Origin of the sequence: Reyranella sp., from assembly GCF_004297405.1 — a bacterium.
Lineage (GTDB): Bacteria > Pseudomonadota > Alphaproteobacteria > Reyranellales > Reyranellaceae > Reyranella.
Map to the genome: position 1 here is coordinate 213,047 of NZ_SCVC01000006.1, position 14,120 is coordinate 227,166.

Here is a 14,120-nt window from a genome sequence, read left to right on the forward strand (position 1 = left end):
GTTCAGCATGAACAGCCAAGGGGATTTTCATGCTGCAGACACGAGTGAACAGCGGGCTCGACGGGGTGGTCGTGGCCGACACGCTGATGAGCGAAGTGGATGGCGAGGCCGGTCGGCTGATCGTGCGCGGCCATTCCATCGAGGAACTCGTAACCAGGACCGGCTTCGAAGGTGTCGCGGCCCTGCTCTGGACGGACTTCGCCCAAGGGGGCGGCGACGAAGCTGCTGTGCGTCAGGGATTTGCGACGGCACGCGTGCGAGCCTTCGCCGAGGTGCCCAAGCTGATCGCCGCAGCCAAGGGGCTGACGCCGGTCGAGGGGCTTCGGGTAGGTCTCGGCATGCTGGCCGACTCCGAGCCGATGCCGCATCACTATCTGGTCTGCGGTGCGCTGCCGGTCTTTCTCGCCGCGCTGCTGCGCGCCGCCGAAGGCAAGTCGGCCTTGGCACCGGATCCGACGCTCACCACCGCCCAGGATCTCCTGCGCATGGTTCGCGGCAAGCGCGCGGACATCACCTTCGAGAAGGGTCTCGATACCTACCTAGCGACCGTTGCCGATCATGGCTTCAATGCCTCGACCTTCACGGCGCGCGTCGTTGCCTCAACGCACGCCGGTCTCATCTCCTCGGTGCTGGCGGCACTCTGCGCCTTGAAAGGTCCGCTGCATGGCGGCGCGCCGGGGCCGGTGCTCGACATGTTCGACGAGATCGGCAAGCCGGAGCACGCGGCGGCCTGGCTCGATGACGCCTTTGCCAAGGGCACGCGACTGATGGGCTTCGGCCATCGCATCTACAAGGTGCGCGACCCGCGGGCCGATGTGCTGAAGAATACCGTCGCGACCTTGCCGCAGACGGCGGGTCGGCTCGCTTTCGCCGTCGAGGTCGAGAAGAGCGCCATCGCCGCGTTGCGCAAGCACAAGCCCGGACAACGGCTCGACACCAATGTCGAGTTCTACACGGCCCTGTTGCTGGAGGCGCTCGAAGTGCCGCGCAGCGCCTTCACGGCATTGTTCGCGGTCGGCCGTGTCGCCGGCTGGTGCGCCCACATCTTCGAACAGGAGAAGGGCGGCCGCATCATTCGCCCGCAGTCGAACTACGTCGGGCCGCGGCCCTAGTCAGCCGCGCCGACGAGTCGTGCCGCGCCAGGTCCGCGCCCGCGTGCCGGCGGCATCGAACACCCAGAGGATCACGTCGGCACCGGTCGACGTGAAGTTGGCGGTGAAGTGACGCCGCCAGAAGCTGCCGTCGGCATGGGCGAACAGCGCTTCGGTAGAGAGCTGGTTCGGTCTCACTGTCAGATTTGCCGATCGCGGCGCCGGCCTGGCATCGGCCGACGCCAGCAACGCAACGCCGTCGATCAGCAGGCCAAAGCGCAAGGTTTCGCCCTGTTCGGCCGTCTGCATTGGCCCACCGTCGATGCGCAGCCAGACGATGCTGCCATCTCCCGTCGCGGTTACCGAGAACTGGAGGCCGAACGGCGTGCGGTCGTCGAAATCGACGCTCGGGGTTCGCGGCGGCGGGAGGATATCTTCCAGCGGAATCGATCGGTAGAAACTGACGGCGCCCACATAGGAGTCGACCCAGTCGGGCCAGTTCGTGGCTTGCGCGGCTGCATCATGGGCGACGAGTAGCGCGCCACCGGAAGCCATCACGCGCCGCCGCGAGATCATCGCGGCCGGCTTGCCGTGATGTTGAGGTCGACGGTCACCTCGTTGGCGATCTGACCGGTGCCGGCCCATTCATTTTGACCAACGCCATAGTCGAGGCGCTTCAAGATAATGCGGCCCTTCGCCGTGGCGCGCAGCGCGCCTGGCTTCGACGGATCGTCGGCGATCGCCAGGGTGAACGGCAGGACGGCGTCCCGCGTGACGTCGCGGATCGTGAGTTTACCCTGCGCCTCGTAGCGGTCGCCGCCCTTCGCGACGATCGACGTCGCGACGAAGCGTGCCTCGGGAAATTTCTGGACGCTGAGGAAGTTCGGACCCTTGAGAAGCGAATCGACGTCGGCGTTGTTGGCCGTGACGGTGCGGGTGTCGATCTTGATGGCGATGCGGGCCGACGCCAGGGCCGAGGGATCGAGCATGATCTCGCCTGTCCAGGTCGGGAACCGGCCGCTCACGATCGAGCCGATCTGCGTCACGGAGAAGGTGAGCGAGGGCGAGCGGCTGTCGACCGTCCATGGGTCCTGCGGGCCGGCCAGGGCAGGGCGGGCCATCAACAGGGCGGCGAGCAACAACCAGACGCGCATCATCGTTCTCCGGACAGCCACATGCGGCGGAAGATGCCGTCGCGGCGCAACACGTCGTGATAGACGACCGCCCCGATATGCAGGGCGACGACCGCCATCAGCAGACGCGATAGCACACGGTGAACCGTGCGCAACGTTTCGAACAGGTCGGGATCGGGCGGCACCAGATCGGGGATCGGCACATAGCCGAACCAGTAAAGCCCGACGCCGGCGGCGGAGTTCATCAGCCAGCCGCTGATCGGCATGGCGAGCAGCAGGAAGAAGAGGGTCCAATGCGCGGCATGGGCGGCACGGCGCTCCCAACCCGGCAGGGCGCCGGGGAGCGCCGGCGGCGGATGGCGCCAGCGCCACCACAGCCGCGCCACGGTGAGAACCAGAACCACAAGGCCGATCCATTTGTGCCAGCCATAGACTTTGAATTTCAGCAGCCCGAGCGGCAGGCCTGTCATCCACAAGCCGACGCCCAGCAAGCCGAGGACGGCGAGTGCGGTGATCCAGTGAAAGGCTTTGGCGCCAGGGTGATGCCCCTCGCGACGGCCTTCAACGCCAGGCATCGGTGGTGATCGAAATCTCAACGTTGTCGCCCACCAGGTCGACGTACTTGGTCATGCCGAAATCCGATCGCTTGATCGTTCCCTTGGCGCGGACTCGGGCATAGCGCGCGCCGGGCGCGGCATTTGGTTTGCGGTCCGTTAGAGTGACATCGAGGGTCATCGGTCGGGTAACACCGCGCAGGGTGAGGAAGCCGTCGATCTTGAGGGTTTCCTCGCCCGTCCGTTCGATCTTGTTCGACCGGAATGTCATTTGCGGGAAGCGATCGACGTCGAAGAAATCCGAGTCCTTCAGCATGTCGGCCTGCTGACGGTCCATCATCTTCAGACTGCCGGTCTGAACGGTAACTTCGACCGCGCTTTTGGGTATGTCAGCATCATTCACCTGGACATTGCCTTGCCAGGTCTGGAAGCCGCCGGTCGTGCGGAAGATACGCGAGTCCCCAATCGCGAATTCCATGGTCCCACGGTTTCCGCCGATCTTGAGGTCTTCGGCAGCCCAAACACTCTGGGTCGCGGCCGCCAGCAGCGTCGCGGCAGTGAGAAAGAACAGCCCAAGGTGCCTAGTTGGCAATGCGCGCGCGCTCCTCATAAGTCTCGAAAAAGCGGCGCCCCGAGCCGCGCTGATTCTCGTAGATCGATCCCTGGTGATCGGCCGGGGGCAGGGGCATGCGAATTGGCGCGGGGCGTACGCGCGGCTCGATGGTCGGCTCGCCCAGCACCATGCGGCCGTTGAACTCGTCGAAATCGGCCACACCCATCAGCGGCCAGGCGTCGGCGGCGGCATACTCGTGCAGCAGCAGGCGGCGTTGGCTGTTGGAATGGTTGAGCGCCGAGCCATGGACCAGCCGGACGTGATGGATGGTCATCGACCCCGCCGGCCCCGTCAGCGGCACCGCCTTGCTGAAATCGAGGTCGCAGGCTGCGGGATTCATCGCGCCGCAGAAACGGCCGTCAGCGTGGTGGTCATGAACGGGGCCGTGATGTGTGCCCGGCAGGACCATCAGCGGGCCGTTGCTCTCCCCGCAATCGTCGAGATAGATCCCGGTCGCCAACACATCGTCGTTGGTGTGCGGATAGAAGGCCCAATCCTGGTGCCATTCAACCGGCGAGCCGTAGCCCGCCGACTTCATGTTGAGCTTGCCGCCGTGCTGGCGGATGGCCGGGCCGAGAAGCTGGCTCAGGACCGAGGTGATGGCGGGATCGCGCGCCAGCGCGTGGAAGAAGGTGTAGCGCTTGAAGATGGCCGGCTTCAGCCGGCGCACCCGTGGCAGCATGGCGCTGTGGCTGGGCTCGAGGTCGTAGAGGTCGTCGTTGGCGGCAACGCCGCGGGCCTCGGCCACGATCTGATCGGTGAGCGCCCGCAAGTGCGCGAGCTGTTCGCCCTTGATCAGGCGGGGGATCACCAGATAGCCGTCGCGACGATAGGCTTCGATCTGCTCGGTCGTAAGCATGCGAAAGCATAGCACGAGACGCCCGGTTCACCGATAATCACGCTATGGCGATCCGTGCCCTATTTCCGACACTGGTTTACCGCGCTTCGTTGATCGACGGCGGCTGGCGGCGTTTCAATCAGGACCTGGCCGATGAATGCCAGTCCCTCAGCCTCTCCGACGAGGCCGGGCGCCGCTGGTCGGAACGGCATTATCTCGGCGGTTACACGTCCTACGGTTCGCTCGACCGGCTGCACCTCGTCACCTCGCTGTTCGACCGGCTGCGCAAGCGGATCGACCGCCATGTGAAGGCCTTCGCGCGCGACCTGCACTACGACCTTTCCGGCCGGACCCTGGCGATGACGGATTGCTGGGCAAACCTGATGCCTGCCGGCACCGTGCATTCCATGCACCTCCACCCGACCTCCTTCATCAGCGGCACCTACTACGTCTCGGTGCCGAAGGGGGCAGGGGCGCTGAAGTTCGAGGACCCACGCCTGGCCCATCACATGGCCGCACCGCCGCGGCGGGCCGATGCTCCCGAGAGTCAGCGGCCGTTCGTCAATGTGCCAGCGAAAGACGGCGATCTGCTGCTCTTCGAGAGCTGGCTGCGTCACGAGGTGCCTCCGGCGCGCTTCTCCGGCGAGCGCATCTCGATTAGCTTCAACTATGCCTGTCCTCACAAATCGGTCGCGCCCAAGCCGCGAGGCTGAGAGAAACCACATGCGTCGCTTTCTGGTCCTGCTGTCGTTGCTTGCCACCCTCGGGTTCACGTCCGCCAGGGCCGACGAGTTGCCGATCTTCGATGCGCACATGCACTACAGCCACGACGCCTGGACCGTGGTGCCGCCGCGCGAGGTCGTGGAGATACTGAAGAAAGCAGGCGTAAAGCGCGCCATGGTGTCGAGCTCGAACAACGAAGGCACCAAGATGCTGCAGGATGTGGCACCCAACATCATCGTGCCCGAACTGCGCCCCTATCGCTCGCGCGGCGAGATCTCGACCTGGGCCAAGGACCCGACCGTGATCCCGTTCGTCGAGGATCTCCTGTCGAAGCGCAAGTACATGGCGATCGGCGAGTTCCACATCTACGGCGCCGACGCCGACCTGCCGAACATGCGGCGCATCGTCGAACTCGCCAAGCAATACGGCCTTTACCTGCATTCGCATTCCGACGCCGACGCGGTGGTGCGCCACTTCCAGCAGGACCCGAAGGCGCGCGTGCTCTGGGCGCATTCAGGATTTGAGCGGCCTGAGAAAGTGCGCGAGATGCTGCGCACCTATCCGACGCTGTGGTGCGATCTCGCGTTCCTGACTTCGCACGCCTCGAACGGCAAGGTGGCGCCGGGCTGGCGCGAGGCTTTCCTGGAATTTCCCGATCGCTTCGTGCTGGGCACCGACACCTTCACACCGGAACGCTGGCACTATGTGATCGAACATGCGCGCTGGTCGCGCCAGTGGCTGGCCGACCTGCCGCCCGATGTCGCGCGCAAGATTGCCTACGAGAACGGCGATCGCCTGTTCGGTGGAGAGCTTTCGGGTGCAAAGAAATGAGACGGCTGCTCATTGCGCTCATGACGCTTGTAATGGCCACACCGGCCTTGGCGGACTGCCCGCTCGATCTCGGCCGCGGCACTGGCTGGGTGGTTTTCTCCGATCACTACATGATCGCCTTCCGGCCTGATCCGGTCCGCGTCGAAGTCGGCGAACCCTTCGCGCTGATCCTGAACGTCTGCACCAAGGGCGGCGATCCGGCCGAGCTGGTCGCTGTCGAAGCGCAGATGCCAGAACACAAGCACACCATGAACTACAAACCCACCATCGTTGCTTCGCCCGACGGCCGCTATCGCGCTGAGGGGCTGGTGTTCCACATGCCTGGACGGTGGGAGATCTCTTTCGACGTGCGCGCCGGCGAAGAAAGTGAGCGGCTGTCGCACGACATCATCCTCAAGTGATCCGGCTGCTGCTGGCCCTGGTGCTGGCGGCGTCCGCGGCGACTGCGACGGGCGCCTCGGCGCAATCGCTGCTCGACTGGACGGAAGAAGAGGTGAGGAGCATCGGCCGGCACGGTCCCTGGCCGCCGCCGCCGGTGCGCGATCCCTCTAACCGGATCTCCGGCACCCCCGCCGGCATCCTCCTCGGCGAACACCTGTTCAACGAGCCGCGGCTTTCCGGTGACGGCAAGATGAGTTGCGCCACCTGCCACCAGGCTGGTCGCGACTGGAGCGACGGTCTGGCCAAGGCGCAGGGCACGGTCGAACTCGATCGACGCACGCCGTCTCTCTGGAATGTCGGCTACAGCCATTGGTTCGGTTGGGATGGCGCCGGCGACTCGCTCTGGGCGCAGAGCATTCGGCCACTGCTCGATGCCCGCGAGATGAATGGTGGCGCGCCGCGTGTTGGCGCTTTGCTGCGCGACGATCGGGCCTTTGCCTGTGGTTACGAGAAGGCATTTGGCGCAGCTCCAGGGCGAGACGATGAACTCCTGCTGGTCAACGCAGCGAAGGCATTGGCGGCCTTTCAGGCGACGTTCGTCAGCCCGCGCACGCCGTTCGACGATTTCCGGGATGCGCTGCTGGCAGGCGATCGTGATGCGGCAGCTCGATATCCGCTGTCGGCCCAGCGCGGGCTTCGGCTCTTCATCGGTGACGCCAGTTGCAACGCTTGCCATTTTGGACCGCGCTTCACCAACGGCGAGTTCGGCGATGTCGGCATTCCTTTCTTCGTGCGGCCGGGTGAAGTCGACAGCGGTCGGCTAGGTGGGCTGACGCGACTTGCGGAGAGTCCCTTCAACCTCCTCGGCAAGTTCAACGACGACACGACTGGGGAGAACGCACGCCGTACGCGGCATGTCAGGCGCTTGCACACTAATTTCGGTGAGTTCCGCGTGCCTGGTCTGCGGCAGGTCGGTCGCGGCGGGCCTTACATGCACAATGGCAGCTTCGCGACGCTCGAAGACGTGGTGAAGCACTATTCGGAAGTGAATCCCGATCGCCTGCACAGCGACGGCGTGCCGCTTGTGCGTCCGCTCGCGTTGTCGACGGACCAGAGCGCCGACCTCGTGGCCTTCCTGCGTTCGCTCGATGCGGACGTTCCGCCACGGCCGGCCGTGCCGCCGCTCTGTCCCTAGCGCAATCGCGCCAGCGCGCTCTCCAGGATCCACGCTGCTGCGGCAGCATCGATACGCTCCGCCCGTTTGGCGCGGGTCATGTCGTAGTCGTCGATCATGCCGCGTGTCACGGCAGCCGTGCTGAGGCGCTCGTCCTGCAGGACGACCGGCAAGGCTGCCAGCGCTGGGGGGCCGTGGTTGGCGATGTTGGCGACGAACTGACGAATCGATTGGCAGCGCGGACCCTCGGTGCCGTCCATGTTGAGCGGCAGGCCGACTGCCAGCGCCTTGATCTGATGCTTGGCCGTGAGCTCGCCGAGGCTGGCGAGATCGACGGCGAGCTTGCCGCGCTTCAGCGTGGTGAGCGGCGTCGCCAGCATGCGCAGCGCATCCGAGGTGGCAATGCCGATCGTCTTGCTGCCGACATCGAGCGCCATCAGGCGGCCGTCACGCACCAGCAGAGCCTTGAGCTCGGGAAATTCGACGATGGGCATGACGCTAACCTGCTTTGGCGGCGAGCCAGGCTTCGGCCTGTTCGGCGACGCGCTCCCAGCCGGGTTGACCCAGGACCCAATGGCCCTGCTTATCGTATTCGAGATATTCCGACACATGCGCATAGCGCTTTGCCGTGCGACGGACGACATCCGGCGGCACGAGCTTGTCCTGCCGGGCGGCGACGAACAGCAGGGGCACGGTGACGCGCCGCGGGTCGACATGGGCCGCCTTGGTGCTGTCGAGCCAGGGTAGGGCGATCTCGAACAGGGCGCGCCCGGACTCATGGACGAAGGTTGCGTGCGTTGCCGCGCCTTCGGTCGGGTCTGTCGTATTGAAGGTATAGGCCTGCGCTTCGCCAAGTGTTGCGCGATGTGGCTTGCGCCACCAGGCCCATCGCGCCTGAATGCGGGCGAAGGCCATGAGGTTCGACAACCTGATGGGAAACACGCCGGAAGGTGGAGCAGGGGTCAGCAACACGCCTGCCTTGGCGAGCCCTTTGGCGCAGAGAAGAAGAGCCACCAGGCCGCCCATCGAGTGGCCGATGATGACGGGCTTCTCCGGCAGATCCCGGATGACGGCTTCGAGATCAGCCACGTAATCGCACAGGCTGGTCGCGCCCAGCGCCGCTGGCGGCTGCTCGGGCGGAGCCTCATGGTGGCGCAGCGACGGGGCAAGCGTCTGCCAACCGCGGGCCTCGAGAAACGTCCGCCAGTTCCGCCAGACGTCGGAAGTCCCCCACATGCCGTGAATCAGGATTGCCAGTCGGGCCATCGTGGAGGTTATAAGGCGTGCACCGGCCCGGGTCGACGGGCGGAACCTGTAGCAGGTGATTGGCTCAGTGACCGACACGCATTATGCCTTGTTGGCGATCGCGATGGTGTTGATGGTGGTCAGCATCCTGGTGCCGCTGGCCGAGCGCTTCAGGTTGCCGCACACCGTGCTGCTGGCCATCGCCGGCATGGGCCTGGGTTTTCTCGGCTCCTGGATCATCGCGAGCGACATCAAGTTGGGCGCGCTGGGGGCTGCCTTCGTGGGCCTCGACAAGCTCGAAGTCGGTACGGATGTCTTCCTGCCACTGTTTCTACCACCGCTGCTATTCACCGCTGGTCTGACGATCGACGTGAGGCGCCTGATGGATGAGATCCATGCGGTGCTTCTCCTGGCCATCGTGGCGGTGCTGGTTTGTATCGCGTGCGTTGCAGGCGTTGTGCACTTCGCGACCGGGATGGATATCGTGGTTTGCCTGCTGTTGGGCGCCGTGGTCTCGACCACCGATCCGGCGGCCGTCATCGGCATCTTCCGCGATGTCGGCGCGCCGAAGCGGCTTTCGATCCTGGCCGAGGGCGAATCGCTCCTGAACGACGCCGTCGCCATCGCAGCCTTCGGTCTGTTCATCGGCATCCTGGCATCGCGGTCCGTCGCCGATCCGGCCGCCGTCGTCGCCGAGGGCGATCCGACGAGCGCCCTCGGCGTCTTCCTGCGCGAGTTCGTGGGTGGTCTGGTATTCGGCTTCGCGATGGCCCGTGCGGCCATGGTGATCCTGGCACGGCTGGGGGAATCGGATGCCGCGATCGCTTCGGTGACAGTGAGCCTTACCTATCTCTGCTTCGTCGTTGCCGACCGCTACCTGCACGTTTCCGGTGTCGTCTCGGTTGTGATGGCGGCGCTCACCGTGGCTGCCTACGGGCCGACCCATCTTCACCCCCGGCAATGGGCATCCCTGCGCCAGGTCTGGGCTCAGCTCGAATTCTGGGCGAACTGCCTCATCTTCGTCTTGGCTTCGATGCTGGCGGCCAACGTGCTGCTGAAGATCACCTGGCTCTATGTCTGGGCCGTGTTGGCTGTGGCCGTCGGCGCCTTCACGGCGCGCGCGCTCGTCGTGTTCGGCATGCTGCCGATGCTCGAAGCCGTGAAGCTCGTTCAGCCGGTGAACAAACAGTACAAGGCGATTCTCGTCTGGGGCGGTCTGCGGGGCGCCGTGACGATCGTTCTGGCCATGGTGGCGGCAGGCGACGAGCGGTTGCCCGAGAATATTCGCGACTTCATCGCGCTTTCGGCCGTGCTCTTCGTGCTTTTCACTCTGTTCGTGAATGCCACGACGCTCGGCTTGGTGATGCATTTGCTCGGGCTCGACAAGCTCAGCCGCCTCGAGCTGGCGATGCGTGATCGCGTGCTCGCGTTGTCGCGAGTCAATGTCACCCGGCACCTGCATCAGATCATCCGTCAGCACAATGCACGGTCCGAGTTGATCGTCGCCGATCCGGCATCCGCCGGCGAAGTCGAGGTCGAGGCGATGCCGGATGATCTGGCGCTGCCCCTCGACGAGCGGGTCAAGATCGGTCTGGTGACGCTCTCGACGCACGAGAAGGAACTCTATCTCGAACAATTCGAGCAGCAGATCCTGTCGCGCCGCATGGTCGCGATGCTGGCGGCCCGCGCCGATCGCCTGATCGATACGGTTCGCGACAAAGGGGTCGAGGGCTACGAGGAATGGGTCGAGGAAGTCTCGCAGCCCGACCGCGGTTTCCGACTGGCGCTGTGGCTGCACCGCCGTTTCGGCCTGGAGCGCATGCTGACGGACCGGCTGGCCGATCGCTTTGAAGTGCTGATGGTGTCGGGCAGCGTGTTGAGTGAACTGGCAGCCTTCAACGTGAATTCGATCTCCGATCTTCTTGGCGCCGATGCGGAGGCCGCTCTGGCCGAGGTGATCGGCAATCGCCAGAAGGCGGTGGACGGCGCCTTGCGGGCACTCTCGCTGCAGTATCCCGGCTACTTCGAAGCCGTCGAGGCGCGTCAGCTCGAACGCGCCGCCATCCGCTTCGAATCAGCGGAATACGCGCGCCGCCTGCGCGAGGGCATCATCAGCCGAGAAGTTTACGACGATCTCAGGGAGCAGCTTTCCAGCCGGCGCGGCGCCATCAGCCAACGGCCGCCTCTCGACCTGGGTCTCGAACTGGCGAACATGATCGGCCGCGTGTCGCTGTTCGCCTCGCTCGACCGCGAAGCCATCGTCGCCGTGAGCAAGCGCCTGCGCGCTCTGGTGGCATTGCCGCGCGAGAAGATCATCGCGGTCGGTGGCCCGCCTAATGCCATGTATTTCGTGGCTGCTGGCGAGGTCACCGTGCACACCCGCACCGTGACGGTGACGTTGAAGGAGGGCGACTTCTTCGGTGAAATGGGTCTGCTCAGCTCCCAGCCGCGCAATGCCGACGTCATTGCCAACGGCTATTGCCATCTGCTCGTTCTCTACCGCAAGGACTTCAACCAGCTTCTGGCCCGCCGGCCCGAAGTGCGGGTCGAGATCGAGGCGGTGGCAGCGCGACGCGACGCTGAGACCAGCAGCGCGACCCAGGCTGCGTCCTGAGGCCTGGCCAAGGGCAGCCAATTGGTTGCTAGGACAGGCCAAAACGGCTACCAACCGCGCCTAAAACGTGGTTTCGGAGTGCTTGCATGTCGCTCGACAAGGACACGGTGGCGCGCATTGCGCGGCTCGCCCGTCTAAAGGTTCCCGACGAGGAGCTGGCGCCGCTCGCCGGCGAACTCTCGGGCATTCTTGCCTGGATCGAGCAACTGAACGAAGTCGACACCAATAACGTCGAGCCGCTGTCGTCGGTCTCGGACGTGACCCTGCCGATGCGCGCGGACAAGGTGACCGATGGCGGAATCGCCGCCAAGGTCCTGGCTAACGCGCCGGGTGGTGCCGTCTATATCGATCCGTCGGACAAGAATGCCGGCGGCTTCTTCACCGTGCCGAAAGTGGTGGAGTAGGCGATGGCTGTTCTCACCGACCTCACGATTGCCCAGCTCGCTGCCACGCTCGCCAAGAAAGAGGCGAGTGCCGTCGAGGTGACCGATGCTCACCTGAAGAAGCTCGACGAGCATCGTGCGCTCAATGCCTTCATCACCGAGACGCCCGAGAAGGCGCGGGAGATGGCCAAGGCTTCTGACGCGCGCCGCGTCAAGGGCGAGGCGGGTCTGCTCGAAGGCGTGCCACTGGCGATCAAGGATCTCTTCTGCACCGAGGGCGTCGAGACGACGGCCGCTTCGAACATCCTCAAGGGCTTCGTGCCGACTTATGAAAGCACCGTGACGTCCAACCTCTGGAAGTCGGGCGCGGTCATGGTTGGCAAGACCAACCTCGACGAGTTCGCCATGGGCTCCTCAAACATGACCAGCCATTTCGGTGGCGTCGAGAATCCGTGGAAGCGCAAGGGCGACAACCGCAAGCTCGTGCCGGGCGGCTCCTCCGGTGGCTCGGCGGCGGCTGTGGCGGCCTACATGGTGCCGGGCAGCACGGGCACCGATACCGGTGGCTCGATCCGCCAGCCGGCGGCGTTCTGCGGCATCGTCGGCCTGAAGCCGACCTATGGCCGCTGCTCGCGATGGGGCGTCGTGGCTTTCGCCAGCTCGCTCGACCAGCCCGGTCCATTCACACGCACCGTCGAGGATGCGGCGCTGATGCTGCAGGCGATGGCGGGCCACGATCCCAAGGACTCGACCTCGGCGCCATTGCCGGTGCCCGACTTCGCCGCCGCGGCGCGCGATCCCAACATCAAGGGCCTGAAGGTCGGCATTCCGAAGGAGTATCGGGTCGACGGCACGTCCGAGGAGATCGTGGCGCTCTGGGCCAAGGGCGTGGAGATGCTGAAAGCGGCCGGCGCCGAGCCGGTCGAGGTCTCGCTGCCGCACAGCAAGTACGCCTTGCCGGCCTACTACATCGTGGCGCCGGCCGAGTGTTCGTCGAACCTCGCCCGCTATGACGGCGTGCGCTTCGGCCTGCGGGTGCCGGGCAAGGATCTGCCCGAGATGTACCAGAACACGCGTGGCGCGGGCTTCGGCAAGGAAACGCGGCGACGCATCCTGATCGGCACTTACGTGCTCTCGGCCGGTTACTACGACGCCTACTACAAGAAGGCGCAGCGGATCCGCACCCTGATCGCACGCGACTTCAAGCAGGCCTTCGAGACGTGCGACGTGCTGCTGACGCCGACGGCGCCGACGGCGGCTTTTGCGGCCGGCGACAAGATGGACGATCCGGTGGCCATGTATCTCAACGACGTGTTCACCATCCCTGCTTCGATGGCGGGCCTGCCCGGCATTTCGGTGCCGGCCGGCCTCGACAAGGACGGCCTGCCGCTCGGCCTGCAGCTGATCGGCCGCGCCTTCGACGAGGTGACGATGCTGCGCGCCGCGGCGGCGCTCGAGAAAGCGGCCGCTTTCACTGTGCGGGCGACCGGCTACTAACGCTGGAGTAGCGCGTCCCGGGCGCTATCCTCCTGAGAAGGGAGGATAGCGAACATGCACAACAATAATGGTGTGAAGCGCCGCACGCTGCTGGCGGCCGGCTTGTCGGCCGCCTTGCCTGTGATGACGGTCAAGGCTCAGGCATGGCCAACCAAAACCGTCACGCTCGTCGTGCCGTTCGCACCGGGTGGTGGCACCGATACGTTCGCGCGGCCGTTTGCGGCGAAGCTGGCGCAGCTGATCGGCCAGCAGGTGATCATCGACAATCGCGCTGGCGCCGGTGGCACTGTCGGTGCGGCCGTCGTCGCCCGGGCACAGCCTGACGGCTACACGTTCCTGGTCGGCGCCGTACACCACACGGTGGCGGTCAGCGCCTACAAGAAGCTGTCCTATGATCTCGACAAGGACCTGATTCCGGTCACCGGCATGGCCTACGTGCCGAACGTTCTTGTCGTGAATCCCAAGGTGCCGGCGAAGACGCTTCCCGAGTTCATTGCCTACTGCAAGGCCAACCCCGGCAAGGTCGACTATGGCTCCTCGGGCCTTGGCACCACGCGCCATCTCGCGGGCGAGATATTCAACACCAGGACGGGCGCTCAGATGGTCCACGTCCCTTACAAGGGCTCGGGCCCGGCGACGGCGGCACTGATCAATGGGGAGGTCAGCGCAGTGTTCGAAGGGTTGGGCAGTGCTGCCAGCCACATTCGCGGTGGCACGGTGCGGGCCTTGGCGGTTTTCGCGCGCACGCGTTCACCGGCCTTTCCCGACATCCCGACGGCAGCCGAAGGCGGTGTGCCCGATTTCGAGTCGCTCTCCTGGTACGGGCTGTGGGCGCCAGCGGGCACGCCGCGCGAGGTGGTCGCGAAGCTCCAGAGCGAAACCGCCAAGGTGTTCGAAGCGCCCGACATCAAGAACATCTGGTTCCAGCAGGGCGCCGAGCCGGGCGGAGAGGCAAGTGACAAGTACGCCGCCTTCGTGAAGGCGGAAGTCGACAAATGGGGTAAGGTCGTACGCGACAACAAGATCACTCTTGAATGAGCTCC

16 protein-coding genes are annotated in these 14,120 nt (G+C 65.2%); 9 read left to right on the forward strand and 7 right to left on the reverse strand.

What is annotated here, in order from left to right; genetic code table 11:
- Positions 1 to 29: 29 nt before the first annotated feature.
- Positions 30 to 1,112 carry a citrate synthase/methylcitrate synthase gene (locus EPO50_RS03170; RefSeq protein ID WP_296341200.1) on the forward strand — a complete coding sequence of 361 codons (1,083 nt, stop codon included), beginning with the start codon at positions 30 to 32 and terminating at the stop codon, positions 1,110 to 1,112.
- On the opposite strand, the gene EPO50_RS03175 is transcribed toward EPO50_RS03170, so the two are convergent.
- From EPO50_RS03175 to EPO50_RS03195, 5 genes are all read right to left on the reverse strand, one after another.
- Positions 1,113 to 1,646, reverse strand: coding sequence for a hypothetical protein (locus EPO50_RS03175; protein WP_296341201.1), 534 nt, complete (start codon positions 1,644 to 1,646; stop codon positions 1,113 to 1,115).
- A gap of 17 nt (positions 1,647 to 1,663) precedes the next feature.
- Positions 1,664 to 2,245, reverse strand: a complete 582-nt coding sequence (locus tag EPO50_RS03180; protein WP_296341202.1) for a YceI family protein — start codon at positions 2,243 to 2,245, stop codon at positions 1,664 to 1,666.
- Positions 2,245 to 2,799: a cytochrome b gene (locus EPO50_RS03185; RefSeq protein WP_296341203.1), complete on the reverse strand. Its 555-nt coding sequence runs from the start codon at positions 2,797 to 2,799 to the stop codon at positions 2,245 to 2,247. The genes EPO50_RS03180 and EPO50_RS03185 overlap by 1 nt, the downstream gene beginning before the upstream one ends.
- Entirely contained in the window at positions 2,786 to 3,256 is a 471-nt protein-coding gene (locus EPO50_RS03190; RefSeq protein WP_296341204.1) for a YceI family protein, read from the reverse strand. The genes EPO50_RS03185 and EPO50_RS03190 overlap by 14 nt, the downstream gene beginning before the upstream one ends.
- Positions 3,257 to 3,359: 103 nt before the next feature.
- Positions 3,360 to 4,250 carry a phytanoyl-CoA dioxygenase family protein gene (locus EPO50_RS03195; RefSeq protein WP_296341205.1) on the reverse strand — a complete coding sequence of 297 codons (891 nt, stop codon included), beginning with the start codon at positions 4,248 to 4,250 and terminating at the stop codon, positions 3,360 to 3,362.
- 44 nt (positions 4,251 to 4,294) lie between these two features.
- On the opposite strand from EPO50_RS03195, the gene EPO50_RS03200 reads away from it, so the two are divergent.
- From EPO50_RS03200 to EPO50_RS03215, 4 genes are read left to right on the forward strand one after another with little or no spacing between them, the layout of a single operon-like run.
- Entirely contained in the window at positions 4,295 to 4,942 is a 648-nt protein-coding gene (locus EPO50_RS03200) for a TIGR02466 family protein (protein ID WP_296341206.1), read from the forward strand.
- 10 nt (positions 4,943 to 4,952) lie between these two features.
- The gene (locus tag EPO50_RS03205; RefSeq protein WP_296341207.1) at positions 4,953 to 5,783 is read left to right on the forward strand and encodes an amidohydrolase family protein; all 831 of its coding nucleotides are present in this window, start codon (positions 4,953 to 4,955) and stop codon (positions 5,781 to 5,783) included.
- Positions 5,780 to 6,184: a FixH family protein gene (locus tag EPO50_RS03210; protein WP_296341208.1), complete on the forward strand. Its 405-nt coding sequence runs from the start codon at positions 5,780 to 5,782 to the stop codon at positions 6,182 to 6,184. Before EPO50_RS03205 ends, EPO50_RS03210 begins: the two co-directional genes overlap by 4 nt.
- A complete protein-coding gene (locus EPO50_RS03215) occupies positions 6,181 to 7,359 on the forward strand; it encodes a cytochrome c peroxidase (protein ID WP_296341209.1) in 1,179 nt (392 codons plus the stop codon). The genes EPO50_RS03210 and EPO50_RS03215 overlap by 4 nt, the downstream gene beginning before the upstream one ends.
- Here the strand turns inward: EPO50_RS03215 and ruvX are convergent.
- Both ruvX and EPO50_RS03225 read right to left on the reverse strand, forming a co-directional pair.
- Positions 7,356 to 7,832 (reverse strand): Holliday junction resolvase RuvX, encoded by a 477-nt coding sequence (ruvX, locus tag EPO50_RS03220; RefSeq protein WP_296341210.1) that lies wholly within the window; start codon positions 7,830 to 7,832, stop codon positions 7,356 to 7,358. The two genes, EPO50_RS03215 and ruvX, sit on opposite strands and share 4 nt — an antisense overlap.
- A gap of 4 nt (positions 7,833 to 7,836) precedes the next feature.
- Positions 7,837 to 8,604, reverse strand: a complete 768-nt coding sequence (locus EPO50_RS03225; protein ID WP_296341211.1) for an alpha/beta hydrolase — start codon at positions 8,602 to 8,604, stop codon at positions 7,837 to 7,839.
- Positions 8,605 to 8,671: 67 nt separating this feature from the next.
- Between EPO50_RS03225 and EPO50_RS03230 the strand changes: the two genes are divergently transcribed.
- The 4 genes from EPO50_RS03230 (at position 8,672) to EPO50_RS03245 (ending at position 14,115) form a co-directional block, all read left to right on the forward strand.
- Positions 8,672 to 11,197 carry a cation:proton antiporter gene (locus EPO50_RS03230; protein ID WP_296341212.1) on the forward strand — a complete coding sequence of 842 codons (2,526 nt, stop codon included), beginning with the start codon at positions 8,672 to 8,674 and terminating at the stop codon, positions 11,195 to 11,197.
- 86 nt (positions 11,198 to 11,283) lie between these two features.
- Positions 11,284 to 11,601: an Asp-tRNA(Asn)/Glu-tRNA(Gln) amidotransferase subunit GatC gene (gatC, locus tag EPO50_RS03235; protein WP_020696249.1), complete on the forward strand. Its 318-nt coding sequence runs from the start codon at positions 11,284 to 11,286 to the stop codon at positions 11,599 to 11,601.
- A 3-nt stretch (positions 11,602 to 11,604) separates the two neighbouring features.
- Positions 11,605 to 13,077: an Asp-tRNA(Asn)/Glu-tRNA(Gln) amidotransferase subunit GatA gene (gatA, locus tag EPO50_RS03240; protein ID WP_296341213.1), complete on the forward strand. Its 1,473-nt coding sequence runs from the start codon at positions 11,605 to 11,607 to the stop codon at positions 13,075 to 13,077.
- Between the two features lie 54 nt (positions 13,078 to 13,131).
- Positions 13,132 to 14,115 (forward strand): tripartite tricarboxylate transporter substrate binding protein, encoded by a 984-nt coding sequence (locus tag EPO50_RS03245; RefSeq protein ID WP_296341214.1) that lies wholly within the window; start codon positions 13,132 to 13,134, stop codon positions 14,113 to 14,115.
- Positions 14,116 to 14,120: the final 5 nt, after the last annotated feature.